We start from the raw sequence: 26,599 nt of genomic DNA on the forward strand, positions 1-26,599 counted from the left end.
GAGGTAGCGGTCGCGGGCCATGGGGATTGGCGGACGAATGGTCAAATTTTAAGGACTTTACGTAGCAAGCAGTCCCGGAAAGGGGCGCAAAGTGGACCTGTCGAAACCCACTCACTTCGCAGGAGATTCCACCATGAACACCGTCACCCGCACCCTGGCCGCCACTGCCCTGGCTCTGTCCCTGCAGGCCGGCCTGTCCGCCCAGGCTGCGCAAGCGGCGCCCTCCACCGCCGTCACCGCCGTCGCCCGTACCGCCAGCACCCTCACCACCGCCGATGGCGTGCAGCTCTACTACAAGGACTGGGGTCCGAAGGATGGCCCGGTGGTCACCTTCAGCCACGGCTGGCCGCTGGACTCGGACAGCTGGGAATCGCAGATGATCTTCCTGGCCGACCATGGCTACCGCGTGATCGCGCATGACCGCCGCGGTCATGGACGCTCCAGCCAGCCGTGGGAAGGCAACGACATGGACCACTATGCCGATGACCTGGCCACGGTGATCAACACGCTGGATCTGCATGACGTGACGCTGGTGGGCTTCTCCACCGGGGGGGGCGAAGTGGCGCGCTACATCGGCCGCCATGGTACCGGCCGGGTGAAGAAGGCCGTGCTGATCAGCTCGGTGCCGCCGCTCATGCTCAAGACCGCCGACAACCCCGGCGGCGTACCGATCGAAGTGTTCGATGGCCTGCGCAAGGCGCAGCTGGAAAACCGCTCGCAGCTGTACCGCGACATTCCCTCCGGCCCGTTCTATGGCTTCAACCGCCCGGGCGCGAAGGTTTCGCAGGCCATGATCGACGCCTGGTGGGCGCAGGGCATGCTGGGCGGGCACAAGAACACCTACGATTCGATCGCCGCATTCTCGGCAACCGATTTCCGCCAGGACCTGAAGAAGTTCGACGTGCCGACGCTGGTGATCCACGGTGATGACGATCAGATCGTGCCGATCGATGTTGCCGGCCGCATGTCGGCCAAGCTGATCAAGGGCGCCCGCCTGATCGTCTACCCGGGTGCGCCGCATGGCCTGACCGAAACCCACAAGGACAAGGTCAACCAGGACCTGCTGGCCTTCCTGCAGCAGAAGTGAGTGCAGGGCCCCGGCGGTGAGCCGGGGCCTTCTGCCGTGATCGACGGGCGAATGGCAGGTCATCGCAGGGCCCCTGCGGTGCCCGCTGGGCGATAATGCCGCCCTCTGAACTCTCCGGCTGCCTCCACAGCCAGGACTCCGGCAATGAAGAACGCAAAGAAGTACTACAAGCACTGGGCCGAATCGGGCCTCGGCAAGGGCAACGTGCTGATGGAAGCACGGGGCGACAGGATCGTCCGCCAGGTGGAGATCTACGGCTCCAAGCTGGTATGGGCCGATGAAAACGGCCAGAGCGATGACCGTTTCATGCTGGCCGACCAGCCCGTCTCGTTCCTGGATTTCGATTCCGACGACGAGATCAGCGCGCGCGAATTTGAAATCGCGTGGAAGAAGGCCAGGGAAGCGACCGGGTATCCGTCTGCCTGACGCCCGGCAAACCGGCGTCCCCGATGGCTGCCAGAACTGAAATGTTATAAAGTTTCATTTTTGGCACTCCATCTCCTCCCCCATGAAGACCCCCACGCTGCTGGCCGCCCTGGCGGCGGCTCCCCTTGCCCCCGACGCATTGGCGCAGTCAGCCGACGCGTCGCTCACCCTGGGCAAGGTCGATGTCCACCAGCACCGGGAAGGCGCCCTCAGCGCGCACCAGGTACTCACCTCCGTTGACGTTCTGGGCGCAGACCAGATTGAAGACCGCACCGTGTCCCACAGCTGGGAACTGCTGGGGCAGATGCCCGGCATCCAGCTGACCGAAACACGCCAGGGTGCCGAGTCGGGCAAGGTCAGCTTCCGCGCCTTCAATGGCGAGGGTTACCTCAATGCCATCAAGACCCTGATCGATGGCATCCCGAGCAACGTCAACAGCGGCAACCAGCGCTTCATCGACATGCTGTTCCCGCTGGAAATCAGCTACATCGAGGTGGTGCGCGGGACCAACGATCCGCGTTATGGGCTGCACAACATCGGCGGCAACGTGAACTTCGGTACCCGCCAGGGCGGCAGTTACACCGATGCACGGCTGGCCTATGGCAGCTACAACACGCGCGATGCGCAGCTGGCGGTGGGCCGCGAATCCAACGGCTTCGCGCAGAACTACTTCATCGGCACCCAGGCCAGCGACGGTTATCGCGAGCACGACACCTCCAGGAAGTACTCGCTGGGTGGCAAGTGGTTCTACGGTTCACTGGACGATGGCCTGCGCGTGGGCCTGACCGCGCGCGCCTATCACCACGAGGCGGACGAACCCGGCTTCATGACGGCCGAGGAACTGCGCACGCACCGCCGTGGCAGCGACCTGCGCAACGCCCATGACGGCGACGACCGCGACATGCGCCAGTTCGCCGCGCATCTGGACCTGAAGCTGTCCGACGCGCTCGTTCTCGGCACCCGGCTGTACTACAACCGTTACCAGGACGATCGGCGCGTGACCTTCAGCGACCTGCCCACCGGCAACCTGCCGCGCCAGCGGCGGCTGTGGGACGAGCGCCAGGCCGGCCTGCTCACCACGCTTACCTGGCAGCCCGCAGCCACGCTGACGGTGGAGGGCGGGTTGAACTACGAGCAGCAGGACAACGGTTACATCCGCGAGCGGTATGCCTACGCCGAACCCACCGATTTCACCCGCCCGCCGGCCCGCGTGCAGAACGACGACCGCCACAGCTTCGACAACGTGGGCGCTTATCTGCAGGCCATCTATCAGCCAGCCGCCGCCTGGAAGATCGTGCCGGCCTATCGCGTGGACCGCTTCAATGGTCGCACGCGGTTGATGGATGGCACCCGCGGGCGGCTGCAGGACTACGGCTCCATCGGCCAGCCCAAGCTGAGCGTCATCCACAGCCTGGGCGACACCACCCACGTCTACGCGAACTGGGGCCGCACGTTCCAGGTGCTGACCGGCGCCACCGCGCCGGCCTATCTCACGCCCGGGCAGACGCCGATGCGTCCTTCCACCAACACCGGCATGGAGCTGGGCCTGAAGTTCCAGCCCTTTGACGGCGCCCAGGCCCGCCTGGCGATATGGCAGCAGGATGCGGAGAACGAGGTGTCCAACATGCCGGCCACCGGCACCACCGTCACCCTGGGCAAGACCCGCCGCCGTGGCGTGGACGCGCAGTTGAGCCTGCAGGTGGGCGACGATTGGACGGTGTGGGCCTCGCATGCGTACCAGGAAGCGAAGATCACCCGCGACAACCGCGCCCCCGGCGTGTCCCTGCAGGGTCGCGAAGTGGCCGCCACCCCGCGCCACATCAGCAACCTGGGCGTGGACTACCAGGCCAGCCAGGCACTGCGGCTGGGCCTGCAGGCGCGCGCGCAGGGCGACTACTACCTGGAAGAGCGCAACGTGGCCGGCAGGTTCGGCGGCTTCGCCGTGCTCGACCTCACTGCCGCGTACCGGATCAATCCGCGCTGGAGCGTGGACCTGCAGCTGAAGAACGTCACCGGACGCGAGTACGCCTACGCGTGGTACGACAGCTTCTTCTGGGACAGTGCCCGGCCGATGTTCTCGCCTGCCCCCGGCCGCACCATCTTCGTCGGCCTCAGCATGAAGCTGTAGACCGGCGGGGCGCTTCGGGTCGCGGAAGGAACGCATCTGCCACGCTTTTGCACTACATTGGTGCAATGTCCGACCCCGCGCCGCCACCGTCCCTCGATGCCCTGGGTACCCCCTTGGCCTGGGCCGCTGCCGACGGCCGCATCATCGGCTGCAATCCGGCCTTCGGACGCTGGCTGGGCGTCAGCGGCCGTCGCCTGCTGGGCCAGCCCCTGGCGGCGCTGGAGGTGCAGGGCGAGGCGCTGGCCCACTTCCTGGCCCGCGACGAGCGTGACAGCCTGCGCCTGCACCGGCTGGCACTGGCGGTACCGGGAGAGGCACCCCGCTTCGCCGAAGGCTGGATGAGCCGCCGTGATGATGGCGGCTGGCTGCTGGAGGCGCATCCGGTCGATGAGTTCCCCGGGCTTGATCCCACCCAGGCCCTGCCCAGCGCACTCAGCGCGGCGCTGAAGGGCCTGGCCCACGAACTGCGCAACCCGCTGGCTGGCCTCAAAGGCGCGGCGCAGCTGCTGGCGCGCCGTGCCGCACAGCGCGATGCCAGCGAGCGCGAACTGATTGAACTGATCGGTTCGGAGATCGAACGCCTCAACGGGTTGCTTGACCAGCTGCTGTCGCCGGCGCCGGCGGCACCGCATGCCGCCTTGAACATCCATGCAGCACTGGAGCGCGTGCTGCGCCTGGCCGAGAACGAAGCGGGCTGGGCGGTGCGCCTGCAACGCGACTACGACCCCAGCATTCCCGAGCTGGATGGCGACGCCGACCGCCTTACCCAGGCAGTGTGGAACCTGGTGCGCAATGCGATCCAGGCCGGCGCGGGCACCATCACCCTGCGCACGCGCGTGGAGCATGGTGCGCGGGTTGCCGAGCGGCTGCATACGCTGGCGCTGCGGCTGGAGATCGCCGACGACGGTCGTGGCGTACCCGAGGAGCTGGCCGAACACCTGTTCCTGCCCCTGGTCAGTGGTCGCGCCGAAGGCACCGGCCTGGGCCTGGCGCTGGCCCAGCAGGTCGCGCGCGAGCATCGCGGCACGCTGACCTACCGCTCGCGGCCCGGCCACACCGTATTCACCCTGCTGCTGCCGATCGGCAGCGGCACCGTTCCGGCCGAGGAGGCCCCGCGCGATGTCTGACGCGTCCCCTTCACCCCAGCGGATCTGGGTGGTCGACGATGACCGCGCCGTGCGCTTCGTGCTGTGCACCGCGCTGCGCGAGGCGGGCTACCGGGTCGATGATTTCGACAGCGCCGCCGCCGCCCTTCAGGCGCTGGCCGAGGGGTCTCCGCCGGCACTGCTGTTCACCGATGTGCGCATGCCCGGCGATGACGGCCTGGTGCTGCTCGACAAGCTCAAGGCTGCCTTGCCACAGCTGCCGGTGGTGGTGATGTCGGCCTACACCGATGTCGCCAGCACGGCGGGCGCCTTCCGCGGCGGCGCGCACGAATTCCTGTCCAAGCCGTTCGATCTGGATGATGCCGTGGCGCTGGCCCAGCGCGTGCTGCCGGCGGTCGCGCCGGCACTGGCCGCGCCGGTACCGGCCACGGAGGCCTCCGCCGACCCGTCGCCGCAGCTGGTTGGCGATACGCCGCCGATGCGCGCGCTGTTCCGCGCCATCGGCCGGCTCGCGCAGGCGCCGCTGGCGGTGCTCATCACCGGTGAAACCGGCACCGGCAAGGAACTGGTGGCCAACGCGCTGCACCGCGAATCGCCGCGTGCGCAGGGCCCGTTCGTGGCATTGAACACCGCCGCCATTCCCGCCGAGCTGCTGGAGAGTGAACTGTTCGGCCATGAAGCCGGCGCATTCACCGGCGCACAGCGCCGGCACATCGGCCGCTTCGAGCAGGCCGACGGTGGCACCCTGTTCCTCGATGAAATCGGCGACATGCCCCTGCCGCTGCAGACGCGCCTGCTGCGCGTGCTGGCGCAGGGCGAGTTCTTCCGTGTCGGCGGTCGCGAACTGATCCGTGTCGATGTGCGCGTGATCGCAGCGACCCACCAGGACCTGGAAGGACGGGTGGCGCAGGGGCTGTTCCGCGCCGACCTGCTGCATCGCCTGGACGTGGTGCGCCTGCAGCTGCCGCCGCTGCGTGAGCGCCGCGAGGACATCGCGCAGCTGGCCACCACCTTCCTGGCGGCGGCCGCACGCCGGCTGGATACGCCGACCAAGCGCTTGACCGCCGCTGCCTTGCAGGCGCTGCGCGAGCACGACTGGCCGGGCAATGTGCGCGAACTGGAGAACGTGTGCTGGCGGATGGCCGCACTGGCCGCCGCCGACACCATCGGCGTGGCCGACGTGGATACCGCGCTCAACCGGGCACGCACCCGGCGCAGCAGCACCGGCGGCACCGACCCGGGGCAGTGGGAGGCGCTGCTGTCGGAGTGGGCGCGGCGGCAACTGGCGGAGGGCGTGGAAGGGCTGCATGCGCAGGTGCGCGAGCGCGTCGATCACGCCCTGCTGGACGCTGCCCTGCAGATCACCCACGGTCGCCGCGCGGAAGCAGCGGCGCGGCTGGGCCTGGGCCGCAACACGCTGACCCGCAAGCTGGGCGCAGGCCGCCGCCGCGGCCCCCATTGAACGGTCCCTGCACGCGATCCTCGCATCCGCTTGCCGAACCGTTGATCCCTCATGGACGATGCCGTCCGTAGTGTCACCTGCAAGGAGTCTTCGATGCGCCTGTTACCTGCCCTTCTTCCGCTGTCCGCCGCCGCGCTGCTGTCCGCGTGTGGCAGTACGCCGAAGCCGCAGCCCACGCCACCGCCGCCGGTCGTGACCAGTACCGCACAGCAGGCCGAGGCGAATCTGGCCCCGGCGTCGGCCAGCATCGTCAGTGGCCGGCTGGTGCTGAAGGTCGAACCGGCAGGCGTACATATCACCGGCCTGGTCGGTGGCCTGCAGCCGATGCAGCAGGCAGGCTTCCATATCCACGAGCGTGGTGATTGCAGCGCTGTGGATGCCAGCAGTGCGGGCAATCACTTCAATCCCGGCGGCGTCGCGCACGGTCGCGCCGGTGCCGGCACGCATCACCTGGGCGACATCGACAACCTGCGTGCCGATGCCCAGGGCCGCGCCAACGTCGACATCCACCTCAAGGGCGTTACTCTGGGCGGAGGCGCCGCCACCGATATCGCAGGACGCGCATTGGTCGTGCATGCCAATGCCGATGACTATCGCAGCCAGCCTGCCGGCAATGCCGGCGTTCGCATCGCCTGCGGCGTGATCCGCGTGACGCGCTGATCGCCGCCGGCCATCTTCCAAGGAGAGCATCCATGCGTCTGATCCATACTTCGCTGTTCGCGGCCATCGCCGCCCTGGGCCTGGCGGCCTGCGGCAAGCCGGCCGACACCCCGCAGACCGAGACGCCGCCGGCCGCGCCGGGCGAGAGCGCAACCACCGAACCGGCGCCCGCTGCAGAACCGGCGTCCACCGCCGATGCCTCGGCCACGGCGGAGCTGGCACCCACCCAGGGCAACGAGACCAAGGGCAGCGTCACCTTCAAGCGGGTTGACGGCAAAGTGCACGTCACGGGCCAGATCAGTGGCCTGAAGCCCGGCAGCGAACACGGTTTCCACATCCACGAGAAGGGCGACTGCAGTGCGCCGGACGGCACCAGCGCCGGCGGTCATTTCAACCCGGGCAAGCAGGACCATGGCAGCGTGGCCAGTGATCCGCACCACGGTGGCGACATGCCCAACATCAAGGCCGACGACAAGGGCGTGGCCACCATCGATGGCCCGGTGTCGAGCAACGTGAACATCGGCAAGGGCGATGATTTCGACATCATCGGCCGTGGCCTGATCGTCCACGCCGATCCGGATGACTACACCAGCCAGCCGACCGGCAACGCAGGTGCGCGCCTGGCCTGCGCAGTGATCCAGAAGGCCCCGTAAGGCCGGGCCCGCTGGATTGGAAAACGCCGGCGCAGGCCGGCGTTTTTCTTTGCATCCCTTTCTGTAGAGCCGAGCCCAGGCTCGGCTGCTTTTCCGGCGGCCTGAGCCGAGCATGGGCTCGGCTCTACAACACGCGGCCGCCGTTTCCTTGTCAGCGCGCCAGCAACTCGCGCGCGTCCTGTCCCGCCTCGCAATGCACGAACAGCACCGGCACACCGTGTGCTTCCAGCACTGCCGCCATCTGCCGCTGGCGCATCAGGAACTGCTCATAGATGCCCTGCAGGCGATCGCAGTCGCCACTGTCATGATTGTAGTGGGCGCACCAGCCGGCCGGATCGAACAACGCCATGCGCGCCTCGCCATGGCTGTAGCGCAGCAACGGCTCCGGTGCGGCCTCAAGCCATTCATCCTCGCCCGGCGCCATGATCGCGGTCTCGATCAACGGCCACAGCGCGGCCAGGCCCTGGTTGTCGTACTGCATCGACATCATCGCGGCCAGGTCGTTCACGGTGAAATAGCGCGCATGCTCGATGCGGGCACCGAAACTGTTCTGCGCCATCAGCGCGGTATCGGCATGGGCCATGCCATTGGCCAGCAGCACCTCTTCCAACGCATCGGCCACCGCACGGGTGGTCGCCACATCACTGCCGGTCAGCAGGAACGGCAGCACACGCAGGCCGCCACCCACCAGCGTCGCATCGGCCTGGAACGGCAGCGGCACATCGCCATTGGCATCGGTACCGAAGGCCAGCAGCCGCGGGCCCTGGTTGCGGCCCGGCGCGCGCATCTGCAGTTCTTCCAGACGGCGATGGATCGGCCAGCCCGGGCGCAGCACTTCGGCCGGATCGAAATGGGCGGCGGCCAGGACCAGGTCCAGCTCGGCCACGGCCGGTACCAGCTTGGACAGGTCGCGGCCGACGCGCTCGGCCAGTTCACCGGCCTGGTCTGCGCTGAGTACCGCCTGGCGGGGGATCTCGCCGCCGGCCAGTTCCAGGGCCAGCACGCCAAGGGCATTCATCGCGGGGTCGGGTTTGCTCATGGTTCCACGGTTGGCCCATCACAGGGCGGCAGCTACACTTGGCCCCATTATGCCTGCTCTGTCGTGCAGGCCATGTTGCAGACACCCTCATCCATGCCAGGTATCTCCATGCCCAACGCTCGTCCCGTCGCCATTCTCGGTGGCGTCCGCATTCCGTTCTGCCGCCAGAACACCGCGTATTCGGATGTCGGCAACCTCGGCATGTCGGTACGCACACTGGGTGCGCTGGTCGAACGCTTCGGCCTGCACGGCCAGCAGCTGGGTGAAGTGGCGATGGGTGCGGTGATCAAGCACTCCAGCGACTGGAACCTGGGCCGCGAAGCCACGCTGTCCTCCGGACTGTCGCCGCTCACCCCGGGCATCACCCTGCAGCGTGCCTGCGGCACGTCGCTGGACAGCATCATCACCGTCGCCAACAAGATTGCCCTGGGCCAGATCGAATCGGGCATCGGCGGCGGGTCGGACACCACTTCCGACGTGCCGATCGTGTACGGCAAGAAGCTGCGTGCACGCCTGCTGGCCGCCAACCGCGCCAAGAGCACCGGCGACAAGATCCGCGCGCTGACCTCCGGCTTCAAGTTCTCCGAGCTCAAGCCCGAGTTCCCGGGCGTGGCCGAACCGCGCACCGGCAAGAGCATGGGCGATCATTGCGAGGACATGGCCAAGGAATGGAACATCTCGCGTGACTCGCAGGACGAGTGGGCGGTGTCCTCGCACAAGAAGCTGGCCGCCGCCTATGAGCGTGGCTTCTTCAACGACCTGATCGCGCCGTTCCGCGGCGTGGAGCGCGACAACATCCTGCGCCCGGATACCTCGCTGGAAAAGCTGGCCACGCTGAAGCCGGCGTTCGACAAGGTGTCCGGCCGCGGCACCCTGACCGCCGCCAACTCCACGCCGCTCACCGATGGTGCCGCGGCGGTGCTGCTGGCCAGCGAGGAATGGGCCCGCGCCCACGGGCACGAGCCGCAGGCCTACCTGCGCGATGCGCATGTCTCGGCCGTCGATTTCGTGCACGGCGAAGGCCTGCTGATGGCACCGACCGTGGCCGTGCCTGAGATGCTCAAGCGCAATGGCCTGACCCTGCAGGACTTCGACATCTACGAAATCCACGAAGCGTTTGCCGCACAGGTGCTGTGCACCCTGCGCGCGTGGGAGAGCGAGGATTACTGCCGCAACCGGCTGGGCCTGGAGGCACCGCTGGGCCGCATCGATCCGGACAAGATCAATCTGCTGGGCTCGTCGCTGGCTACCGGTCACCCGTTTGCCGCTACCGGTGCGCGTGTGATCGCCACGGCCGCAAAGCAGCTGGCCGAACGCGGCGGCGGCCGCGCGCTGGTGTCGATCTGCACGGCAGGCGGCATGGGCGTGGTGGCGATCGTCGAGCGCTGATCGCTGCAGAAGGCTGCACATGGAAAAGCCGCCCGGATGGGCGGCTTTTTCGTTGCGGACCCGGTGGGGTGCCGACCCTTCGCCGGCACTGCGCCGATCAGGGAAGACGGGGGTTGCCGAACTCGTCGCGCTCTTCGTTGGCGTTGTACACCGGCGGTTGCGGCACCGTCGGCAGATCTTCCACGGTGGCGCGCGGCGGCACTTCATCGGCACCGGCCCCTGCCGTGCGCACCAGCGCCACACTGTCCTCGCCGCGCTGCAGGCGCAGCGCGTTGGCCAGGCACTGTGCAGCCAGGGCATGTTCACCCCGCTGGGCGAACAGCTCACCCAGCGCTTCCCAGGCCGGGGCACCGGCGCCGCTGGCGATCGCTTCGTGCAGGAACGTATCGGCAGCGTCCCATTGCTGCTGGGCCAGGGCGACGCGGCCCTGTGCCAGGCGCAGCGCCGCCGAATCGTCATGCACGTTGCGCCAGCGCTGCAGGTTGGCCTGGCGGGTGGCGAGGCGTTCGGCCGGCAGGCGGCCATACAGGGCCACCAGTTCGTCGTCCCAACGCTGGTCCAGGGCGTGCTCCAGCGCCAGCAGCGCCGGCTCGTCCCAGTTCAGCGCCACCGCGCGGCTGGCATAGGCGCCCACCACGTCGGGGGTCGGCCGCAGCGCTTTCGGCGTGGCTTCCCACTGCGCGGCCAACGCATTGACGTCGGCCGCTTCCAGCAGCGCCTGCGCGGCCAGGCGCGCTTCCAGTTCGCTGTTGGATTCGGCCGGCAGCACCTTGCTCTGACGCAGGGCGCCCAGCTGTCCATACGCTTCGTGCGCACGACCGGCGCGGGCCAGTGCCTCGGTGCGCAGCCACAGGCCACGCGGCGGAAGCGGCTGGATCGCGGCCACATCCAGCACGTTGATCGCGTCCACCGGCAGGTCGCGCGCCAGCAGCTGCTCGGCGCGCAGCAGCGCCTGCAGGGTGGCATCGGATTCACCCAGCCGCTGCAGCAGCGCCTCACCTGCGCTGGCGTCAGCACGTGCCTGTGCACTGCGCACGGCATTGGCCAGCGCCACCGCGCTCACTTCCGGATCCTTGGCGGCGCCGTCGAGCAGCTTTTCCGCGCGCTGCCACTGCCCGTGCTCGTAAGCCTGCAGGCCATCGATCAGGCGCACCCGGCCCTGCTTGCGGCGGTAGCGGCCCCACGCACGGAACGGTGCGGCGATCAGGCTCCACAGCAGCCACAGCACCAGGACTGCAATCACCGTCAGCAGCGCCACCTTCGGCAGGTTGCTGTGATAGTCGTAGCCGCCATAGCGCAGAATCACTTCGCCGTAGCGGTTGAGATCGTCGGTGCCGAGCCATTGCGCGGCGACCACACCAATGGCCACGGCCAGCAACAGCACGACCAGGGATTGCAGGGGTTTCATTCGGGTAGCCTCCGGTCGGTCTGGGTGCGCAGCTGTTGCAGGGTGCTGCCTAGGACGGTGTTGCTGGTCTGCAAGGGAAGCTCGCGCAAGGCCTGCAGTTCAGCACGCTGCGCGCGCAGGGCCGGTGAATCCGGCCAGCGCCGCTGTGCCCACTGCTCCACGCGCGACAGCGCGGCGTCACGGCCGGCACGGTCGCCGCGCTCGATCGCCGCCCGGGCCAGGGTCAGTTCCAGTTGCAGCGCATCGTCGGCGTTGCGCCGTTCGGCGGCGGTCAGCGGACCGTTCTGGCGGCTCGGGCTGATATCGACGAAGGGCGCCAGAGCGGCCTGCCACCACGCTCGCGTCTGGTCGCCGGCCGGCGTACTGGCCACCTGGGTCGGCAGCCCCTGCAGGGCGCCGGCCAACGCATCCAGTCGCTGCAGCGCCTGAACGCGGGGTCCGGCACCCAACGCATCGAGGGCATCGCGCTCCTGTACCAGCGCCTGGCGCAGGTTCAGGCCCTCGCTGTCGGGCAGCGCGGCCAGCGCGGTCGCGGCCTGTGCATAAAGACGGCGGGCACCTTCGACATCGTCGGCGTAGTTCAAGCGCTGTGCGGCCTGGGTCAGCAGCAGTTCGGCCTCGTCGCGCTGCACGGCCTGCCGGCCCTGGTTGGCGCTGTCGGCGAGCTTGGCGAGGTTTTCCTCCAGCAGCGCGCTGCGCTGCGACAGGCCCAGCATCTCGTCGCGCAGCACACGGTTGGTTGCGGCCGCGTCCTGCAGGCGTTGGCTGGTTGCGCGCTGGTCGCGACGCAGCGCATCCAGCGTGGCCTCCAGGCCCTGCAACTGCACCGCCATCGTCCGCGACTGTGCTTCCTGCTCATGCTGTTGCTGCTGCCAGAAACGCCAACCGGCATAGCCCCCTGCACCGAGCACGGCCACCACCGCCAGCGGCAGCAGCCAGCGCAGGGAGCGGCGGGGTGGGGAAACGGGGGCGGTGTCGTTCATCAGGCTTCCTTGTCGGCGGCGTCGCCGGAAGGGTTCCGGCAGGCAGCGTCAGGCACAGCATCCCTGTTGCCGACGACAGCGGCAAGCGTGACCCACGTCCCTGTTCAGGTCGCTGCCGGCCCGGTGAGCGTGGTGTGTGCAGCGGCGATCAACTGCGGGGTGGTCGGCCCCGCGCTGCGTACCACCCGCAGGCCCAGCGCCTGCGCCTGCACGCCCAGCCGTTCGCTGGCGACCAGCGCGGTGGCATGGGCCTGCAGCCGCTGCTGCCACTGCGGCGACAGCTGCTCCCACACACGTTGCAGGGCTTCACCGCTGCTGACCGCCATCAGCCAGGGCGCAGAACACTCTCCCAGCCGTGACAGGGCGCGAGGCGACAGGCGCAGTGGTTGGCGCCGATAGACATCGGCACGTTCGATGCTGGCACCCGCCGCCTGCAGCCGGGCGGCAATCAGGCCCCGGCCACCGGGCGCAGTGACCAGCCCGATCCGCAGGCCCTGTACCGCCGCCAGTACAGGCAGGGCCAGCAACCCCTCGCTGTCCATCCGCTGCGGCGCGTGGACCTCGCTGATGCCGTGCGCCTGCAACGCGCGTGTGGTGCCCTCGCCAACCGTCAGCCACGGGCTGTGCTGCGCCGGGCGCAGCGGCAGCAGCGCGGCAGCCGCCGTGACGGCTGCGGGGCTGGTGAACACCACCCGATCGCAGTTCAGCGCGCGTTGCAGCTGGCGCACCACGGCAGGGCCCTGCAAGCGTTGCAGCCGCCACGGCGACAGCGCCACCAGCTGCCCGCCGAGCCCAGCAACGGCGCGGCGCAGCGCCGCATGCTGGCCCTGCGGACGCAGCGAGATCAGCGTCCAGCCCGCGCCGCGGCACGCGCTGCCAGTGGGTATCGTATGGTCATCCATTGCCTGCATTATGCGGGCCCGCCGTTGTCGTGGTTGCTGCTCCGATGTCCGTTGATGCCCTGAGCTCCTCGTTGGCCTCCCTGCAGGAGGTGCTGGACTGCATGCCTGCGGTCCGTGCCATGCAGATCCGCCTGGACGGCTATGCCGATGGCGTGCTGCGCATCACCGCGCCGCTGACGGCGAACGTCAACGACAAGGGCAACGCCTTCGGCGGCAGTCTGGCCTCGGTGCTGACCCTGTCCGGCTGGGCGCTGGTCAGCCTGCGCCTGCGCCTGGCCGGCCACGACGCCGAGGTCTACGTAGCCGACAGCAACCTGCGCTACCTGGCACCGGTCTACGAAGACCTGCACGCGCAGGCCGAGGCGGCCGAAAGCGGTGCCTGGGACACCTTCCTGGCCACCTTCCGCCAGCGTCGCAAGGCCCGCATCAGCATCATCGCCACCCAGCCGGCCGCCGACGGCCGGGCCGCTGCCGAGTTCAGCGGTCGCTTCGTTGCCTTCGCCAAAGGGTAGGATGGCAGGCTGACGCCCTGCGGAAACCCCTGATGCGCCGCCTCATCCAGATCCTGTTGAGTTCCCTGCTGCTGGTCAGCGCCATGGCCGGTGCCGACGAGCTGAGCCGCAAGCAGCGCAAGATGCTGGAAGAGACCCAGATCGCCTACGGAGCGACGATCCGCTGGGGCAGCATGGACGACGCCATCGGCTACCTGGATCCGGTGCTGCGCAAGGAAAAGCCGCCCACCGAGTTCGAGCTCAACCGTTATGCACAGCTGCGGGTGTCCTCCTACCGCGAGCGCAGCAGCGCCTCGCTTCCTGATGGCCAGGTCGAGCGCCGGGTGGAAATCGGCGTCATCAACCAGAACACCCAGGCCGAGCGCACCGTGGTGGTGACCGAGCGCTGGCGCTGGGATGCCGAGGCCAAGCGCTGGTGGCAGGCCGGTGGCCTGCCGGATCTGTGGCAGGGGCAGTGACGGGCCGCGTCCGGCTTGTGCGACAATCGGCGCCCGCTTATCGACCCGTGACCTGAGTGAATTACGAAGAGTTGCTGGCCTTTGCAGGCCGAAACCCGATGCTGTCCGCGGCCCTGGTCGGCCTGACCGTGGCCCTCATCGTCACCGAAATCCGCCGCCTGTTCCGGGGCTTCAAGGGCATCAAGCCCGCCGAACTGACCCAGCTGATGAATGCGGGCGGCACGGTGGTGGTGGACCTGTCCGCCAGCGGTGACTTCGAAAAGGGCCACATCGCCGGCAGCCGCAATGCGCAGGCCAGCGCGTTCGGCCCGGAGCACAAGCTCGTGGCCAGCGCCAAGCAGGCGCCGGTGGTTCTGGTGTGCCGCAACGGCAACGCATCGGAAACCGCCGCCAAGGCGCTGAAGAAGGCCGGTTTCGAAAAGGTCTTCGTGCTCGAGGGCGGCATTCCCGCCTGGCAGCAGGCCGAACTGCCGCTGGTCAAGGGCCGCAACTGATTGCCGCAGGTGGCGGATCCGGCCTTGTATGGGCCTGATGCCGCCCCCATCGCAGTAATTCGACCCTAGTTTTCATTGCATTCACCTGGAGTTACTGGAAATGTCCGAAGAGATCACCAACGGCGCCGCTGCGCCGGTCGATGCCGCTACCGGCCCCGCTTTCACCGTCGAGAAGATCTACGTCAAGGACGTCTCCTTCGAGTCGCCGAACGCACCGACCATCTTCAATGACCAGGTGCAGCCGGAGCTGCAGCTGAATCTGAACCAGCAGGTGCAGCGCCTGGGTGAGAACGCGTTCGAAGTCGTGCTGGCCGTCACCCTGACCTGCCAGGCCGGTGAGCGCACCGCCTACGTGGCCGAAGTGAAGCAGGCCGGCGTGTTCGGCCTGGTCGGCCTGGACCCGCAGTCGATCGACGTGCTGCTCGGCACCCAGTGCCCGAACATCCTGTTCCCGTACGTGCGCCAGCTGGTCAGCGATCTGATCCAGGCCGGCGGCTTCCCGCCGTTCTTCCTGCAGCCGATCAACTTCGAAGGCCTGTACGCAGAAACCCTGCGCCAGCGCCAGGAGCAGGGCGACGCACCGTCGCTGGCTGACTCCGAGCCGGCCGGCAACGCCTGAATCCGTCGCGACGTCACGGATGAGCACTACCGCTGACAAGATCGCCGTGCTGGGCGCCGGTTCCTGGGGAACCGCGCTGGCCAGCCTGCTCGCCCGGCACGGTCATCCGACCGTGCTGTGGGGGCGTGATGCCGCCGTGGTCGAGGCCATCGACCAGCGCCACGAGAATCCGCGCTACCTGCCGGGCATCCCGCTGCCGGACAGCCTGCATGCCACCACCGACCTGGCGTCGGCGGTGCACGGTGCCGCCTGGATCCTGGTGGTGACCCCGTCGCACGCGTTCAACGAGACCGTGCGCGCGCTGGCGCCGCTGCGTCCGGCCGGTGCCGGCGTGGCCTGGGCGACCAAGGGTTTCGAGCCCGGCTCCGGCCGTTTCCTGCATGAAGTCGCGCGCGAGATCCTCGGCGAGGACGTGCCGCTGGCTGTCGTCACCGGCCCGTCGTTCGCCAAGGAAGTCACCCAGGGCCTGCCCACCGCGATCACCGTGCACGGCGACGTGCCGGCGTTCGCGCAGACCGTGGCCGAAGCGATGCATGGCCCGGCGTTCCGTGCCTACACCGGCGACGACATGGTCGGTGCCGAGCTGGGGGGCGCGATGAAGAACGTGCTGGCCGTGGCCACCGGCGTTGCCGATGGCATGCAGCTGGGCCTCAACGCCCGTGCCGGCCTGATCACCCGCGGCCTCAACGAGATGCTGCGGCTGGCCGCGGCAATCGGTGCCAAGCCGGAAACCCTGATGGGTCTGGCGGGCCTGGGCGATCTGGTGCTGACCTGCACCGGCGACCTGTCGCGCAACCGCCGCCTGGGCCTGGCCCTGGGCCGCGGGCAGACGCTGCAGGATGCCGTGCGCGAGATCGGGCAGGTGGTTGAATCGGTGCAGACGGCCGATGAGGTGATGCGTCAGGCACGCCGACACGGCATCGACCTGCCGATCTCCGATGGCGTACGCGCCGTACTGCACGGCGAGCAGACCCCGGCAGAGGGCCTGCGCGCACTGCTGGCGCGCGAACAGAAACCGGAATATCCGGACACGCTGTTCAAGTAACCGAAAACCCCGGCCATGCGCCGGGGTTTTTTCATCAGGGAGTACCCATGCGGGTGCCGGACCGGAGACAGACTTTGGTGGGTGCCAAGCTTGCTTGGCATCACGCGTGCAGCATATCCACGCATGGCGTGGATCCACTGCAACGCCCGATCACCGCGCCCGTGGAGGCCCGTTGCCGTTGTCCATGTCCGAGAAGATCATCCAGGGTCCATCGCCCGCGCGCGTCAGCGTCAGCGTGAACTTTCCGGTATCGCCGACGTTGCCGCCAAACGTGTAGGCACCAATGATGTAGGCCGTGCTCCTGTCCACCGCGTACGCCAGCGCGCGCAGGCGCAGCGGGCTTCCGCCCTGTCCGGCGTAGGCGGCCGCGATCGCGTCGCGCCCGCGCACCGGCGGCTGGTGGCTCTGCAGGATGAATCCGTCTTCGGCGAACAGCGCCGCCAGTGCCTTGCCATCGCCCGCGCTCCACGCCCGCTCGTAGTCGCGCAGCACGCGATCCAGTGCCGCAGGCAGTGCCACGTCGGGCAGGCGTCCAGCGGGCGGCGGTGCGCTGCTGGCGTGCTGCGCGAGGGCAGGACCGGCCAGCAGCACGGTGGCAAGAAGGATCGCGGCATGGAAGGGGGGGCGCATGCGAAGAGTCCCGGGCGGTGGCAGAAGCCTGGCCGCAAGAATAACCACACGGGCCGGCCCCGGATCACGCGGCCGAGGGTGCGCGAAACCTCCCTGTCAGCCCGGACGCAGCAAGGTGCCGGCCTGCACTGACAGTGACAGGCAGGCCATCACCAGTCCTTCCATCACGCGATCGCCCACGTACTGCTCCTCCGGCCCGTTCTGCCGGACACGCTCGGCGGCCAGCAGCAGCTCCAGCGCCACCCGCAGGCCGGCGTGCGCGCAGTCGGCATCGGCCAGCGCCAGCTGACGGCCAGGCAGCGGATGGCGTTCCGGCCAGGGCAGGCCATCGGCGGCTGCGCCGCTGCCGATCCGCTTCAGCGTGGCGATGAAGGTGTTGGGGTCGGACGGGGTCTGTTGGGGGGTCGCATCGGCATCGTTGGCCGGCGCGCTGTCGGAATGCGGAGGGGGAAACTCGGGTGTGGTCATTGATGAGGCTCCGTGCAGGACAGACGGTAGCCGCCACGGATAAAGGTGGCGGGCGGAGACGTGGCTCGAAAACCGGGAGGTTGCTAGGCCGGCAGGCACAAGGCCTCCACGCTCCGCCCGCCATGGCCGGCGGACGCGTTGCCAGCCGGCACCACACGAGGTGACACCGGCTGGCAACCGTAATCAAGCAACTCCACGGGTTTTCGATGCCCGGCCACCTTTTGGGGTGGCACCGCATCTGTACCTGTGTCACTGCGCAACGCCAATGAGCCGAGTTGTATTCAACCCACGATGCTCGACGCTTTCAGCATCCTCGCACACGGTTAAGTAGTCGCAGACGTTGATGGCGCAAGGGCCTCACGCGTTCGGGGAATTTGCGACACGAGTCGTGGTTGAGTGCTTCGGGGTGCCGCGAAACTTGGACGATTGCGACAGCGCGGGCCAGAAGCAGGCATCGGCCCTCTACGACCGCCCGCGGTCACCCGCACCATGCCTCTCGTACCAGCCTTCAGTACGGTTCACGATACGAACGACCGACAACATCACCGGCACCTCGATTAGCACACCGACAACGGTGGCCAGTGCGGCGCCCGAATGCACCCCGAAGAGCCCGACGGCGGTGGCGACCGCCAGCTCGAAGAAGTTGCTCGCGCCGATCAGCGCCGACGGGCCGGCCACGCAATGGGCGACGCCCAGACGACGGTTGAGCAGATAGGCCAGGCCCGAAGTGAAATAGACCTGGATCAGGATGGGCACGGCGATCAGCGCGATGACCAGCGGCTGCTCGACGATCTGCTGACCTTGAAAGCCGAACAGCAGCACCAGTGTCAGTAGAAGGGCCGACAGCGAAACCGGGCCGAGTCGGGTCAGCGCCAGCTGCAGACCGGCCTCGCCGCTGCGCGAAAGCATCCAGCGCCGCAGCAGGGCGGCAACACCGACAGGTGCAACGATGTACAACCCCACTGACAGCAGCAGGGTGTCCCACGGAACAGTGATCGCGGACATGCCGAGCAGCAATGCGACCACCGGCGCATAGGCCACCACCATGATCGCGTCGTTCAGCGCGACCTGGCTCAACGTGAAGTTCGCATCGCCGCGGCACAGGTTGCTCCACACGAACACCATCGCGGTGCAGGGCGCGGCTGCCAGCAGGATCAGGCCGGCGATATAGCTGTCGATCTGGCCGGCCGGCAGCCATTCCGCGAAGAGGTGACGCAGGAATACCCAGCCCAGCAGTGCCATCGAAAAGGGCTTGACCGCCCAGTTGATGAACAACGTTACGCCGATGCCTTTCCAGTGCTGCTGCAACTGGCGCATTGCGCCGTAGTCGACCTTCAGCAGCATCGGGATGATCATCAGCCAGATCAGTGCCGCGACCGGCAGGTTGACCTTGGCCACTTCGGCGGACGCCAGTGCCGCAAAGGCGCCGGGCAGGAGGTGTCCCAGCAGGGTACCGGCCGCGATGCACAGCGCGACCCACAGGGTGAGGTAGCGCTCGAACAGGCGCATGCGCGCGGGCGCCGTCACGGTGTGCTGTCGGTCGGCTGCAACCGGCCGATCTGATCCAGAGCGTTCTGCATTGCCTCGCGGTCGGACCACAACGATCCGGGCAGATCGATCAACGCACGCAGCCGCGATTTCACAATGGCATGCGCGCGTGCAAACGCGGCTGCTTTCTCGGCATCGCTGCCTGCAACTGCGGCCGGATCCGGCTGGCCCCAGTGGCTGCGAATGAAGTCGCCAAACACCACCGGGCAGGCGTCTGCCGCAGCCGAATCGCACACGGTGATCACCAGGTCCATGGGCGCAGCATCCACGAACTCATCCCACGATTTGCTGCGCAGCCCATCGATGGTGATTCCTTCGGCCTGCAGCTGTGCGAGTGCGAATGGGTTGACCTGGCCGGTGGGGTGGCTGCCTGCGCTGAATGCATTGAAACGTTCAGCGCCCCAGGCTCGCAGCGTGGCCTCGGCAAGGACGCTGCGGGCGCTGTTGCCGGTACAGAGGAACAGGACGTTGCGTGTCATGGTGCAGTCGTTGTGATGGCAGGAGGTTGGATCGGGCTTCAGCACTTGCATGCGGGCGCAGTGGGCCCGCACTCCTCGCTCGGCGAACCCGCGCAGCAGTTGTGCGTGAGGTACTCGATCAAGCCGGTCATGGCGGCGAAGTTGGCGCGGTAACAGACATTGCGGCCCTGGCTCTCGTTCTCCACCAGGCCGGCCTGTACCAGCTCCTTCAGGTGGAAGCTGAGTGTGGCCGGTGGCACCTGCAGGGCCGCCGCGATGTCACCGGCCACGCGCCCCGCTGGACCGGCTTCCACCAGCAGGCGGAAGGCCGCCAGGCGGGTGGCGTGGCCCAACGCGGTGAGCGCGACGATTGCATTTGACGTTTCCATATTTCTAGAATAGTCGAATGAACAAGACGATCGCAAGTACCCAGCTGCCGAATCTGAGGGAAGCCTCGCTGCCCCAGCCCGACCCCAGCCTGCTCGCCGCGGGGAATCTGGGACCGCCCCGCATCCTGCTGCTCTACGGTTCGCTGAGGCCGCAGTCGTTCAGCCGCAAGCTGGCCCTGGAAGCCGAGCGGCTCCTGCAGCATCTGGGTTGCGAAACCCGGGTGTTCGATCCGCATGCGCTTCCGATGGTGGACAGCGTGGACAGGAGCCACCCCGAAGTGCAGCGGCTGCGCGCGTGGTCGCAGTGGTCTGAGGGGCAGGTGTGGGTCAGCCCGGAACGGCACGGTACCGTCACCGGCGTGTTCAAGAACCAGATCGACTGGTTGCCGCTGGAGGACGGCAGCGTGCGGCCCACGCAGGGCAGAACGTTGGCCGTGATGCAGGTGAGTGGCGGCTCCCAATCGTTCAACACCGTCAACACCCTGAGGGTGTTGGGGCGCTGGATGCGCATGCTGACCATCCCCAACCAGTCTTCGGTGGCCAAGGCCTGGCAGGAGTTCGATGAGGACGGACGAATGAAGCCCTCGCCATACTACGACCGGGTGGTGGATGTCATGGAGGAACTGGTGAAGTTCACCCTGTTGACGCGGGGCCGGGCGGACTACCTGGTGGATCGCTACAGCGAGCGCAAGGGTGACGCTGCAGCGGCAGCGCTTGCGCAGGCCGCAGGGGCGACGACCGCAGCCGGCACCGGGTGACGGCACTGCGCGACGCCTCCCGGGTGCACCCGCCTCAGCTGGCAGCCCCCATCCGGCTGTGCCCCTCAAGGCGTGCCGCCGACAGATACCGGCAGTAGCGGCCGATGAAGATGCCGGTGAAACCACCGGACAGCAGCAGGTAGGCAGCGCTGAAACCTGAGTTCGCGCTCAGCGCGGGCGACACTGCGAGCGCCGTTTCGAAGCCATACTTCACCAGGAACGTGATCAGCAGCAGCGGCAGCAGGCTGTAATCCGCGCTGCGCCACAGCCGTCCCGTCGCACTGTTCACGGCTACACGCGCCCGGCGCAGCAACAGCCAACCCAGGCCCGTTCCTGCGCCGATGCCGACCAGCCACTCGCCCCAGGCCGACCACGATGCGCCGTAGCGGTGGCTGATGGACCACACCCCCCATGCCGTGAACACCGCCGGCACGATCGCCAGTGTGGGCAGCGAAGTTTCGCCGGGCTTCATGGCGGCGATGCCCCGGGTGATGAGAAACACCATCAGCACCCAGACCCAGATCGGAGTATGCGAAAGGAGTTGCTGGAACAGGTTCATGACACGTCCCCTTGGTGAGTGCCGGCGCAGTGGTGCCGGGCGGTGACGCGTACTATTCGCGCCGGAGCCTTCCCGAACCAGTGACAGGTGTCAGCCGCCTGAAGGGACATGACGGGTAAGGGTGGCGCGGGCATGCAGCAGCAGCGCTGTCGACCAGCGCCAGAGTTCCCTGAACAGCAACTTCATTCATGTACCGGTCAGTTCAATATTCAGGGCTGATTTCGCCAACAAACGGATAATTCACACCTGTCGAGCGCCTCTCCTCTCTCCCCCTCCCGGGAGGCGGTCGACGAAACCAAAATAATTAAAGGTGTGTCCCGATGAACAAGAATTCGCTGCTTGCCCTGGGTCTGCTGGCTGCCCTGCCGTTCGCTGCATCGGCTGCCGATGGCCTGTCGTACAACTACGTTGAAGGCGGCTACGTGAACACCGATGCCAAGGGCGGCGACGCCGATGGCTGGGGCGTGAAGGGCTCGGTGGCCGTCCACCCGAACTTCCACATCTTCGGCGACTACAGCGCGCAGGAAACCGACCGCTTCAAGAATGACGTCGACCAGTGGCGCCTGGGTGTCGGCTACAACTACGGCATCGCACCGAACACCGACCTGGTGGCCCGCGTGGCCTATCAGAAGTACGACGAGAAGCGCGGCCTGGACTTCAATGGCTACTCCACTGAAGTGGGCGTGCGCACCGCGTTCAACCCGTACCTGGAAGGCTACGCGCTGGCCGGCTACGAAGATTTCAGCAAGAAGCACGGCTACAACCCGGACGGCGAGTTCTACGGCCGCGTCGGTGCCACCGCCAAGTTCAACCAGAACTGGGGCCTGAGTGGCGAAGTGAAGCTGGCCAAGGCGGGCGACCGCGAGTGGTTCGTCGGCCCGCGCTTCACCTGGTAAGAAACGCTCTGTCGTTAGTGCGTGTAACTGGCGTGTGACTCTCTCTCTCTCCCGCACGCCATCGAAGCCCGGCCTCGCGCCGGGCTTCACTTTTCTGCGCCCCAAGCGGCTGGCGCGCGACTGAGAACCGCTCCGTCGCAGCGGAAGCCGTTCCGCTATGATCGCCCGCACATCGCTGCACCATGCGCGATGCGCCCGCCTCAAGCCCGCAGGAACTGCCGTGAATTCCCAGCCCGCACCGATCACCGCCCTCAATCACACGCTCGACAACGAGCCGCAGCAGATCACTGCGCCGCTGACCCACTCGGCCGCCTTCCTGGTGCTGAAGGTGAAGGATGATGCGGACTCGATCGCGAAGGTGCGCGACGTGCTGGCCAGCACCGATGACCTGATCAAGAACACGGCCATCCGCGAGATCGAACGGACCTTCACCTGCAATGTGGCGATCGGCCACCGTGTGTGGCAGCCGCTGGTTGGCAGCACGCCGCCGCGCGAACTGCATCCGTTCCGCGAGATCAAGGGCGCCACCCACACCGCGGTGTCGACCCCGGGCGATCTGCTGTACCACATCCGGGCACGCACGATGGACCTGATCGTGGCGTTCGAGCGCAACCTGCTGATGGCGTTCGGCGATGCGGTGGAGACGGTCGATGAGGTGGCCGGCTTCCGCTATTTCGACGGCCGCGACCTGCTCGATTTCGTTGACGGCACGGCCAATCCGGAAGGGTTGTCGCTGCCGGACGCCACGATCGTCGGCGACGAGGATCCCGCGCATGCCGGCGGCAGCTACGTGGTGGTGCAGAAGTACCTGCACAACCTGGACGCATGGCGCGCGCAGAAGACCGAGGTGCAGGAGGCGATCATCGGCCGCACCAAGCACGACAACACCGAGCTGGACGATGCGCCGGCCGACGCGCAGAAGTCGCACAAGACGCTGTGCACCATCGAGGACGCCGACGGCGAGCACGACATCCTGCGTGACAACATGCCCTTCGCCAATCCGGGGCGCGGTGAGTACGGTACGTACTTCATCGGCTACACGCGCCGCCTGTGGGTGATCGAGAAGATGCTCGAGCGCATGTTCATCGGCAACCCTGCGCCGCTGCATGACCGCATCCTGGACTTCTCTACCGCGATGACCGGCGTGACCTTCTTCGCGCCTTCGCGCAAGGTGCTGGCCGACCTGGGCGGGTGATGCCTGCCCGCCATCTGCCTGTCATCCGCGCCGCCGACGATGGAGCGCTGGACGACTGCATGAGGGTACCGCCATGGAATCCATACTTCGCGCCGACCGCCGCCGCTGGTGGCGACCGCTGGCGTCGCTGATCGGCCTTCTGGCGCTGGGCGGCGCCGGGGCCGTCTCGGCCGATGAGGCTCCACCGCACTGGATGGCCTACGCCGCCACGGCAGGCAGTGAACTGCAGCAGCGCCTGCAGCAGGAGCAGGACCCGAAGGTGCAGCGCGTGCTGGCCTGGCTGCAGGCGCATCCACAGGTGCCCACGCCGCTGCCGGTCAGCCTCTGGATCGCAGCCGATGGCCGCATCGCGAAACTGGAATTCGACAGTCTCGGCGATGCGCAGGCGGACGCGGATCTGCGCGCGACGCTGCAGTCGGCGCCGCTGTCGTCGGCGCCACCGGCCGACATGCGCCAGCCGTTGCGGTTGGGGCTGGTGCTGCAGCCGAAGTGAAGTGCACTGCGCGGCACTACCGCGCCGGCAGCAGCTCGCGCTCCCGCGCCGCCGCACTCCAGGCGCGCAGGCCGAATACTGCCAGCCCCAGGAAGAACACATACAGCGCGGCCGTGACGTGCAGCGACTTGAACAGGTACGCGCCCACGTAAACCACGTCCACCCCGATCCACACCCACCAGCACGCCACATGGCGGCGCGCCTGCCACCACTGGCCGACCAGGCTCAGGGCGGTCAGCATCGCGTCCAGCCATGGCAGCGCCGCATCGGTGAAGGTGTGCATGACCGTGCCCAGCGCCACGCCACCGCACAGGCCGATGATCAGGTCACGCAGCAGTTTTCCGCGTGCCAGCGGCACGATGCGGATGCTGCCCTCATCGGCGGCGTGCTGGCGCCAGTTGATCCAGCCATAGACCAGGAAGCCGGCGAAGGCGACCTGCAGCAGCGTGTCGGAGTACAGCCTGGCCTCGGCGAACACCAGGCCGTACAGCGCCACCGACAGCAGGCCGACCGGCCACGCTGCCAGCCGCCGGCGCGCCATCAGCCATACGCCCAGCACGCTGCACAGCGCGGCGGTCCACTCGAGCACGGCGCCGCTCACAGCGCGAACGTCACCGACAGGCGTGCCTGTCGCGGTGCGCCGGGGAACAGGTAGTAGTCACCGCCGCTGCTGCCGGTGTCGCGCCAGTAGAAGCGGTTGAACACGTTGTCCACCGACAGGTTCCAGGTCACGGCGCGCTCATGCACGCGGTGGCGGAAGCGCAGGCCGGCATCGAACACCGAATAGTCCGGCGCACGTACGCCGCCGTCGGCACGGGCCACATTGGCGGCGGCATAGCGCCAGCCACCGGTGACATCCAGGCCCTGCACGAACGGCAGTGCGTAGGCCAGATGCACACTGGCACGCACCTTCGGCACGTTCACCAGCTGATGGCCTTCCTGGCCCGGCGTGCCGGTATCGCGTGCACGCGCCTGCAGCACGCTGGCGCTGGCGACGATCTGCAGCGCATCGGTCAGCTGGCCGTTGGCGGTCAGCTCCAGGCCGGTATGGGTCTGCGTGCCGCGCTCGACGAAGGTGTAACCGGCATCGCTGTCATCCGGCATGGCGTACTGGTAGGGCTGCGAGATGCGGAACAGCGCGGCGCCCAGGGTGAGCGAGGCAGCTGGCACGTACTTGACGCCGGCTTCCAGCTGCCGTGACTGCACCGCCGGCAGGAAGGCATCGGCGTTGGAGGTCCAGAACGGTGCCTCCTGGCCCAGCGCAATGCCGCGCACATAACTGGCGTACGCATTGAGCTGGTCGGTGGCCTTCCATACCAGCGCGGTCTGCGGCAGGAAGCGCGACAGCCGGCTGTGCCGCTGCGGCTTGCCGCGCTTGTCGTAGGCGCGCTCGTTCAGGCGGACGAAGCGGCCACCAGCCAGCCACTGCCAGTCATCGCCGAACTGCATGCGGTCCAGCGCGAACACGGCGGTCTGGCGGCTGTCCAGACGCCGCGCGGAGGGGCCGGGCATCAGCGGCGAGGGCTCGTACACCGGCACCTGCGTGTTGTGGATGTTGCTGCTGCCCACGTACTCGTTGACGCTCGGTCGCCTGTCCACCGTGCGGCGGAACGTGTCGGCGCCGACCGTCAGCTGGTGGCCGACGCTGCCAGTGTCGAAGCGGCCACGCAGCTCGGCGCGCGCCTGCTGGTTGCGGCGGGTATCGTCCGGACTGCGGTAGTCGTAGATGTCGTAGTCGCCGTTGGGGGCGAAGTAGTTGCCGGGCACGCTGCCATCAGCGCACGCGTCGGCGTAGTAGCAGCCATAGGCGAAGGCGACGTTGTCGTCGATCACCGAGCGGCTGTGGCCCACCGACAGCCGCGACTGCCAGCGCTCGTTGAAGTCGTAGGTGTGTACGGCGGTGATGTTGGTGCTGGCGATTTCCACCGGGCGCTGCCACGGCTGATAGCCCAGCAGGTGCTCGCGGTCGACGCCACGAGGCAGCTCATGTGCGCCCAGCAGCTGGTAACCGGACACCGAGCGCTGCGAACTGGTCTGGTAGTTGGCGTCCACTTCCAGCTTGCCGCGCTCGCCGATCAGCCAGTCCGCTGCAAGCGAATAGAAGTTGCGGCGGCCGTCGGCGTGCTCGACGTAGGACTCGCTGCCCTCCCAGGCGGCATTGAGGCGGATGCCGAAACGCGGCGTGATCCAGTGGCCGACATCGACGGCGGCATAGCGCGAGCCTTCCGAATCGGTGCCAATGGTAGCCGTGCGCACTTCGGCCGGGCGCTTGCCGATGTAGTTGATGATGCCGCCGGGTGCCATCACCCCCGCGGCGAGGCCGGCCTCACCCTTCAGGATCTCCACCGCCTGCACGTTCTCCAGCGCCAACCGCTGCTCGCCGGCGATGGCCAGGCCATTGAAGCGGTAGCCGGTGGCGGCATCGAGCGCGAAGCCGCGGATGGCGACGTTCTGGTAGTAGCCCACCGGCGCGTAGGCATCACCGAGCGAGGCGTCATTGCTTGCCAGTTCGGACAACGAGCGCACCTGTCGACGGTCGAGGTAGTCGCGTTCGAGCACGTTCACCGAGGCCGGGGTGTCCTTCCAGGATCCGGCGCCGAATGCACTGACCCGCGCGCTGTCGGCCGCCGGCCTGCCGGCCTGCACGCGGACCGCTGCCAGCTCGGTGGGCGAACGTTCGCCGCTGTCGGCTGTCACGTCGGGGGAGGCTCCAGCCTCGCTGGCATGCAGCGGCAGCGCGGCACAGAGGGCGAGAGCGAGCAGGGTGGGACGCAGGCAGCGGTTCATTCGATTCGTCTTCGGACAACAGGGGAGACGAAGCGACGGCGCGCAGG

The 26,599-nt window shown here is 67.8% G+C and carries 29 protein-coding genes; 17 read left to right on the forward strand and 12 right to left on the reverse strand.

Annotated elements, in window-relative coordinates; all coding sequences use genetic code 11:
- Positions 1 to 133: 133 nt before the first annotated feature.
- The 7 genes from ABE543_RS14410 (at position 134) to ABE543_RS14440 (ending at position 7,522) form a co-directional block, all read left to right on the forward strand.
- The gene (locus ABE543_RS14410; protein WP_065182072.1) at positions 134 to 1,087 is read left to right on the forward strand and encodes an alpha/beta hydrolase; all 954 of its coding nucleotides are present in this window, start codon (positions 134 to 136) and stop codon (positions 1,085 to 1,087) included.
- Positions 1,088 to 1,231: 144 nt separating this feature from the next.
- Entirely contained in the window at positions 1,232 to 1,513 is a 282-nt protein-coding gene (locus tag ABE543_RS14415; protein ID WP_053520269.1) for a hypothetical protein, read from the forward strand.
- Positions 1,514 to 1,595: 82 nt separating this feature from the next.
- Positions 1,596 to 3,641, forward strand: coding sequence for a TonB-dependent receptor (locus ABE543_RS14420; protein WP_346475818.1), 2,046 nt, complete (start codon positions 1,596 to 1,598; stop codon positions 3,639 to 3,641).
- A 65-nt stretch (positions 3,642 to 3,706) separates the two neighbouring features.
- Positions 3,707 to 4,768, forward strand: coding sequence for an ATP-binding protein (locus ABE543_RS14425; protein ID WP_346475819.1), 1,062 nt, complete (start codon positions 3,707 to 3,709; stop codon positions 4,766 to 4,768).
- Complete coding sequence (ntrC, locus tag ABE543_RS14430) at positions 4,761 to 6,209, forward strand: nitrogen regulation protein NR(I) (RefSeq protein ID WP_065174140.1); 1,449 nt, start codon at positions 4,761 to 4,763, stop codon at positions 6,207 to 6,209. The genes ABE543_RS14425 and ntrC overlap by 8 nt, the downstream gene beginning before the upstream one ends.
- A gap of 93 nt (positions 6,210 to 6,302) precedes the next feature.
- A complete protein-coding gene (locus ABE543_RS14435; protein WP_053518061.1) occupies positions 6,303 to 6,869 on the forward strand; it encodes a superoxide dismutase family protein in 567 nt (188 codons plus the stop codon).
- A 32-nt stretch (positions 6,870 to 6,901) separates the two neighbouring features.
- Positions 6,902 to 7,522: a superoxide dismutase family protein gene (locus tag ABE543_RS14440; protein WP_346475820.1), complete on the forward strand. Its 621-nt coding sequence runs from the start codon at positions 6,902 to 6,904 to the stop codon at positions 7,520 to 7,522.
- A 151-nt stretch (positions 7,523 to 7,673) separates the two neighbouring features.
- Here ABE543_RS14440 and ABE543_RS14445 read toward each other — a convergent pair whose 3' ends face one another.
- Positions 7,674 to 8,561 (reverse strand): hypothetical protein, encoded by an 888-nt coding sequence (locus ABE543_RS14445; protein ID WP_253118354.1) that lies wholly within the window; start codon positions 8,559 to 8,561, stop codon positions 7,674 to 7,676.
- 93 nt (positions 8,562 to 8,654) lie between these two features.
- On the opposite strand from ABE543_RS14445, the gene ABE543_RS14450 reads away from it, so the two are divergent.
- Positions 8,655 to 9,950: an acetyl-CoA C-acetyltransferase gene (locus tag ABE543_RS14450; protein WP_111186508.1), complete on the forward strand. Its 1,296-nt coding sequence runs from the start codon at positions 8,655 to 8,657 to the stop codon at positions 9,948 to 9,950.
- Between the two features lie 97 nt (positions 9,951 to 10,047).
- Here ABE543_RS14450 and ABE543_RS14455 read toward each other — a convergent pair whose 3' ends face one another.
- From ABE543_RS14455 to ABE543_RS14465, 3 genes are all read right to left on the reverse strand, one after another.
- A complete protein-coding gene (locus ABE543_RS14455) occupies positions 10,048 to 11,358 on the reverse strand; it encodes a heme biosynthesis HemY N-terminal domain-containing protein (RefSeq protein WP_053518053.1) in 1,311 nt (436 codons plus the stop codon).
- Positions 11,355 to 12,341: a uroporphyrinogen-III C-methyltransferase gene (locus ABE543_RS14460; RefSeq protein WP_065182067.1), complete on the reverse strand. Its 987-nt coding sequence runs from the start codon at positions 12,339 to 12,341 to the stop codon at positions 11,355 to 11,357. The genes ABE543_RS14455 and ABE543_RS14460 overlap by 4 nt, the downstream gene beginning before the upstream one ends.
- Positions 12,342 to 12,445: 104 nt before the next feature.
- The gene (locus ABE543_RS14465; RefSeq protein WP_053518049.1) at positions 12,446 to 13,252 is read right to left on the reverse strand and encodes a uroporphyrinogen-III synthase; all 807 of its coding nucleotides are present in this window, start codon (positions 13,250 to 13,252) and stop codon (positions 12,446 to 12,448) included.
- A gap of 35 nt (positions 13,253 to 13,287) precedes the next feature.
- On the opposite strand from ABE543_RS14465, the gene ABE543_RS14470 reads away from it, so the two are divergent.
- From ABE543_RS14470 to ABE543_RS14490, 5 genes are all read left to right on the forward strand, one after another.
- Entirely contained in the window at positions 13,288 to 13,755 is a 468-nt protein-coding gene (locus ABE543_RS14470) for a YiiD C-terminal domain-containing protein (protein WP_053518047.1), read from the forward strand.
- Positions 13,756 to 13,787: 32 nt separating this feature from the next.
- Positions 13,788 to 14,213 (forward strand): hypothetical protein, encoded by a 426-nt coding sequence (locus tag ABE543_RS14475; RefSeq protein ID WP_065182065.1) that lies wholly within the window; start codon positions 13,788 to 13,790, stop codon positions 14,211 to 14,213.
- A 56-nt stretch (positions 14,214 to 14,269) separates the two neighbouring features.
- Entirely contained in the window at positions 14,270 to 14,707 is a 438-nt protein-coding gene (locus tag ABE543_RS14480) for a rhodanese-like domain-containing protein (RefSeq protein ID WP_053518043.1), read from the forward strand.
- A 100-nt stretch (positions 14,708 to 14,807) separates the two neighbouring features.
- Positions 14,808 to 15,326 (forward strand): protein-export chaperone SecB, encoded by a 519-nt coding sequence (gene secB, locus ABE543_RS14485; RefSeq protein WP_004153553.1) that lies wholly within the window; start codon positions 14,808 to 14,810, stop codon positions 15,324 to 15,326.
- A gap of 19 nt (positions 15,327 to 15,345) precedes the next feature.
- Positions 15,346 to 16,371, forward strand: a complete 1,026-nt coding sequence (locus ABE543_RS14490) for an NAD(P)H-dependent glycerol-3-phosphate dehydrogenase (RefSeq protein ID WP_053518041.1) — start codon at positions 15,346 to 15,348, stop codon at positions 16,369 to 16,371.
- 150 nt (positions 16,372 to 16,521) lie between these two features.
- Here the strand turns inward: ABE543_RS14490 and ABE543_RS14495 are convergent, their stop codons facing one another.
- From ABE543_RS14495 to ABE543_RS14515, 5 genes are all read right to left on the reverse strand, one after another.
- On the reverse strand, positions 16,522 to 17,001 hold the full coding sequence (locus ABE543_RS14495; protein WP_346475821.1) for a nuclear transport factor 2 family protein: 480 nt from the start codon (positions 16,999 to 17,001) through the stop codon (positions 16,522 to 16,524).
- A gap of 96 nt (positions 17,002 to 17,097) precedes the next feature.
- Positions 17,098 to 17,469 carry a hypothetical protein gene (locus tag ABE543_RS14500; protein WP_346475822.1) on the reverse strand — a complete coding sequence of 124 codons (372 nt, stop codon included), beginning with the start codon at positions 17,467 to 17,469 and terminating at the stop codon, positions 17,098 to 17,100.
- Between the two features lie 462 nt (positions 17,470 to 17,931).
- On the reverse strand, positions 17,932 to 18,978 hold the full coding sequence (arsB, locus tag ABE543_RS14505; RefSeq protein ID WP_346475823.1) for an ACR3 family arsenite efflux transporter: 1,047 nt from the start codon (positions 18,976 to 18,978) through the stop codon (positions 17,932 to 17,934).
- Positions 18,979 to 18,992: 14 nt separating this feature from the next.
- Positions 18,993 to 19,496, reverse strand: a complete 504-nt coding sequence (locus tag ABE543_RS14510) for an arsenate reductase ArsC (RefSeq protein ID WP_065182163.1) — start codon at positions 19,494 to 19,496, stop codon at positions 18,993 to 18,995.
- A gap of 38 nt (positions 19,497 to 19,534) precedes the next feature.
- Positions 19,535 to 19,864 carry a metalloregulator ArsR/SmtB family transcription factor gene (locus ABE543_RS14515; protein WP_053518034.1) on the reverse strand — a complete coding sequence of 110 codons (330 nt, stop codon included), beginning with the start codon at positions 19,862 to 19,864 and terminating at the stop codon, positions 19,535 to 19,537.
- A 17-nt stretch (positions 19,865 to 19,881) separates the two neighbouring features.
- Here ABE543_RS14515 and arsH point away from each other — a divergent pair, with 17 nt between their 5' ends.
- Complete coding sequence (arsH, locus tag ABE543_RS14520) at positions 19,882 to 20,622, forward strand: arsenical resistance protein ArsH (protein ID WP_262100941.1); 741 nt, start codon at positions 19,882 to 19,884, stop codon at positions 20,620 to 20,622.
- A 34-nt stretch (positions 20,623 to 20,656) separates the two neighbouring features.
- Here the strand turns inward: arsH and ABE543_RS14525 are convergent, their stop codons facing one another.
- Positions 20,657 to 21,181 (reverse strand): DUF6622 family protein, encoded by a 525-nt coding sequence (locus ABE543_RS14525; RefSeq protein WP_346475824.1) that lies wholly within the window; start codon positions 21,179 to 21,181, stop codon positions 20,657 to 20,659.
- A gap of 320 nt (positions 21,182 to 21,501) precedes the next feature.
- Between ABE543_RS14525 and ABE543_RS14530 the strand changes: the two genes are divergently transcribed.
- The 3 genes from ABE543_RS14530 (at position 21,502) to ABE543_RS14540 (ending at position 23,765) form a co-directional block, all read left to right on the forward strand.
- Positions 21,502 to 22,077 carry an Ax21 family protein gene (locus ABE543_RS14530; RefSeq protein ID WP_065174160.1) on the forward strand — a complete coding sequence of 192 codons (576 nt, stop codon included), beginning with the start codon at positions 21,502 to 21,504 and terminating at the stop codon, positions 22,075 to 22,077.
- A gap of 220 nt (positions 22,078 to 22,297) precedes the next feature.
- Positions 22,298 to 23,272: a Dyp-type peroxidase gene (locus ABE543_RS14535; RefSeq protein WP_065174161.1), complete on the forward strand. Its 975-nt coding sequence runs from the start codon at positions 22,298 to 22,300 to the stop codon at positions 23,270 to 23,272.
- Between the two features lie 73 nt (positions 23,273 to 23,345).
- Positions 23,346 to 23,765 carry a hypothetical protein gene (locus tag ABE543_RS14540; RefSeq protein WP_346475825.1) on the forward strand — a complete coding sequence of 140 codons (420 nt, stop codon included), beginning with the start codon at positions 23,346 to 23,348 and terminating at the stop codon, positions 23,763 to 23,765.
- Positions 23,766 to 23,781: 16 nt separating this feature from the next.
- Here ABE543_RS14540 and pnuC read toward each other — a convergent pair whose 3' ends face one another.
- Positions 23,782 to 24,354 carry a nicotinamide riboside transporter PnuC gene (gene pnuC, locus ABE543_RS14545; protein ID WP_053518445.1) on the reverse strand — a complete coding sequence of 191 codons (573 nt, stop codon included), beginning with the start codon at positions 24,352 to 24,354 and terminating at the stop codon, positions 23,782 to 23,784.
- An 8-nt stretch (positions 24,355 to 24,362) separates the two neighbouring features.
- Complete coding sequence (locus ABE543_RS14550; protein WP_346475826.1) at positions 24,363 to 26,552, reverse strand: TonB-dependent siderophore receptor; 2,190 nt, start codon at positions 26,550 to 26,552, stop codon at positions 24,363 to 24,365.
- Positions 26,553 to 26,599: the final 47 nt, after the last annotated feature.

The organism is Stenotrophomonas sp. TWI169 (genome assembly GCF_039674705.1).
Taxonomy (GTDB): Bacteria; Pseudomonadota; Gammaproteobacteria; order Xanthomonadales; family Xanthomonadaceae; genus Stenotrophomonas; species Stenotrophomonas maltophilia_P.

Bases quoted from the DNA above. Each gene is read 5' to 3' on its own strand.
- ABE543_RS14410 (WP_065182072.1), top strand. From the start codon at position 134: ATGAACACCGTCACCCGCACCCTGGCCGCCACTGCCCTGGCTCTGTCC.
- ABE543_RS14415 (WP_053520269.1), top strand. From the start codon at position 1,232: ATGAAGAACGCAAAGAAGTACTACAAGCACTGGGCCGAATCGGGCCTC.
- ABE543_RS14420 (WP_346475818.1), top strand. From the start codon at position 1,596: ATGAAGACCCCCACGCTGCTGGCCGCCCTGGCGGCGGCTCCCCTTGCC.
- ABE543_RS14425 (WP_346475819.1), top strand. From the start codon at position 3,707: ATGTCCGACCCCGCGCCGCCACCGTCCCTCGATGCCCTGGGTACCCCC.
- ntrC (WP_065174140.1), top strand. From the start codon at position 4,761: ATGTCTGACGCGTCCCCTTCACCCCAGCGGATCTGGGTGGTCGACGAT.
- ABE543_RS14435 (WP_053518061.1), top strand. From the start codon at position 6,303: ATGCGCCTGTTACCTGCCCTTCTTCCGCTGTCCGCCGCCGCGCTGCTG.
- ABE543_RS14440 (WP_346475820.1), top strand. From the start codon at position 6,902: ATGCGTCTGATCCATACTTCGCTGTTCGCGGCCATCGCCGCCCTGGGC.
- ABE543_RS14445 (WP_253118354.1), bottom strand. From the start codon at position 8,561: ATGAGCAAACCCGACCCCGCGATGAATGCCCTTGGCGTGCTGGCCCTG.
- ABE543_RS14450 (WP_111186508.1), top strand. From the start codon at position 8,655: ATGCCAGGTATCTCCATGCCCAACGCTCGTCCCGTCGCCATTCTCGGT.
- ABE543_RS14455 (WP_053518053.1), bottom strand. From the start codon at position 11,358: ATGAAACCCCTGCAATCCCTGGTCGTGCTGTTGCTGGCCGTGGCCATT.
- ABE543_RS14460 (WP_065182067.1), bottom strand. From the start codon at position 12,341: ATGAACGACACCGCCCCCGTTTCCCCACCCCGCCGCTCCCTGCGCTGG.
- ABE543_RS14465 (WP_053518049.1), bottom strand. From the start codon at position 13,252: ATGCAGGCAATGGATGACCATACGATACCCACTGGCAGCGCGTGCCGC.
- ABE543_RS14470 (WP_053518047.1), top strand. From the start codon at position 13,288: ATGTCCGTTGATGCCCTGAGCTCCTCGTTGGCCTCCCTGCAGGAGGTG.
- ABE543_RS14475 (WP_065182065.1), top strand. From the start codon at position 13,788: ATGCGCCGCCTCATCCAGATCCTGTTGAGTTCCCTGCTGCTGGTCAGC.
- secB (WP_004153553.1), top strand. From the start codon at position 14,808: ATGTCCGAAGAGATCACCAACGGCGCCGCTGCGCCGGTCGATGCCGCT.
- ABE543_RS14490 (WP_053518041.1), top strand. From the start codon at position 15,346: ATGAGCACTACCGCTGACAAGATCGCCGTGCTGGGCGCCGGTTCCTGG.
- ABE543_RS14495 (WP_346475821.1), bottom strand. From the start codon at position 17,001: ATGCGCCCCCCCTTCCATGCCGCGATCCTTCTTGCCACCGTGCTGCTG.
- ABE543_RS14500 (WP_346475822.1), bottom strand. From the start codon at position 17,469: ATGACCACACCCGAGTTTCCCCCTCCGCATTCCGACAGCGCGCCGGCC.
- arsB (WP_346475823.1), bottom strand. From the start codon at position 18,978: ATGCGCCTGTTCGAGCGCTACCTCACCCTGTGGGTCGCGCTGTGCATC.
- ABE543_RS14510 (WP_065182163.1), bottom strand. From the start codon at position 19,496: ATGACACGCAACGTCCTGTTCCTCTGTACCGGCAACAGCGCCCGCAGC.
- ABE543_RS14515 (WP_053518034.1), bottom strand. From the start codon at position 19,864: ATGGAAACGTCAAATGCAATCGTCGCGCTCACCGCGTTGGGCCACGCC.
- arsH (WP_262100941.1), top strand. From the start codon at position 19,882: ATGAACAAGACGATCGCAAGTACCCAGCTGCCGAATCTGAGGGAAGCC.
- ABE543_RS14525 (WP_346475824.1), bottom strand. From the start codon at position 21,181: ATGAACCTGTTCCAGCAACTCCTTTCGCATACTCCGATCTGGGTCTGG.
- ABE543_RS14530 (WP_065174160.1), top strand. From the start codon at position 21,502: ATGAACAAGAATTCGCTGCTTGCCCTGGGTCTGCTGGCTGCCCTGCCG.
- ABE543_RS14540 (WP_346475825.1), top strand. From the start codon at position 23,346: ATGGAATCCATACTTCGCGCCGACCGCCGCCGCTGGTGGCGACCGCTG.
- ABE543_RS14550 (WP_346475826.1), bottom strand. From the start codon at position 26,552: ATGAACCGCTGCCTGCGTCCCACCCTGCTCGCTCTCGCCCTCTGTGCC.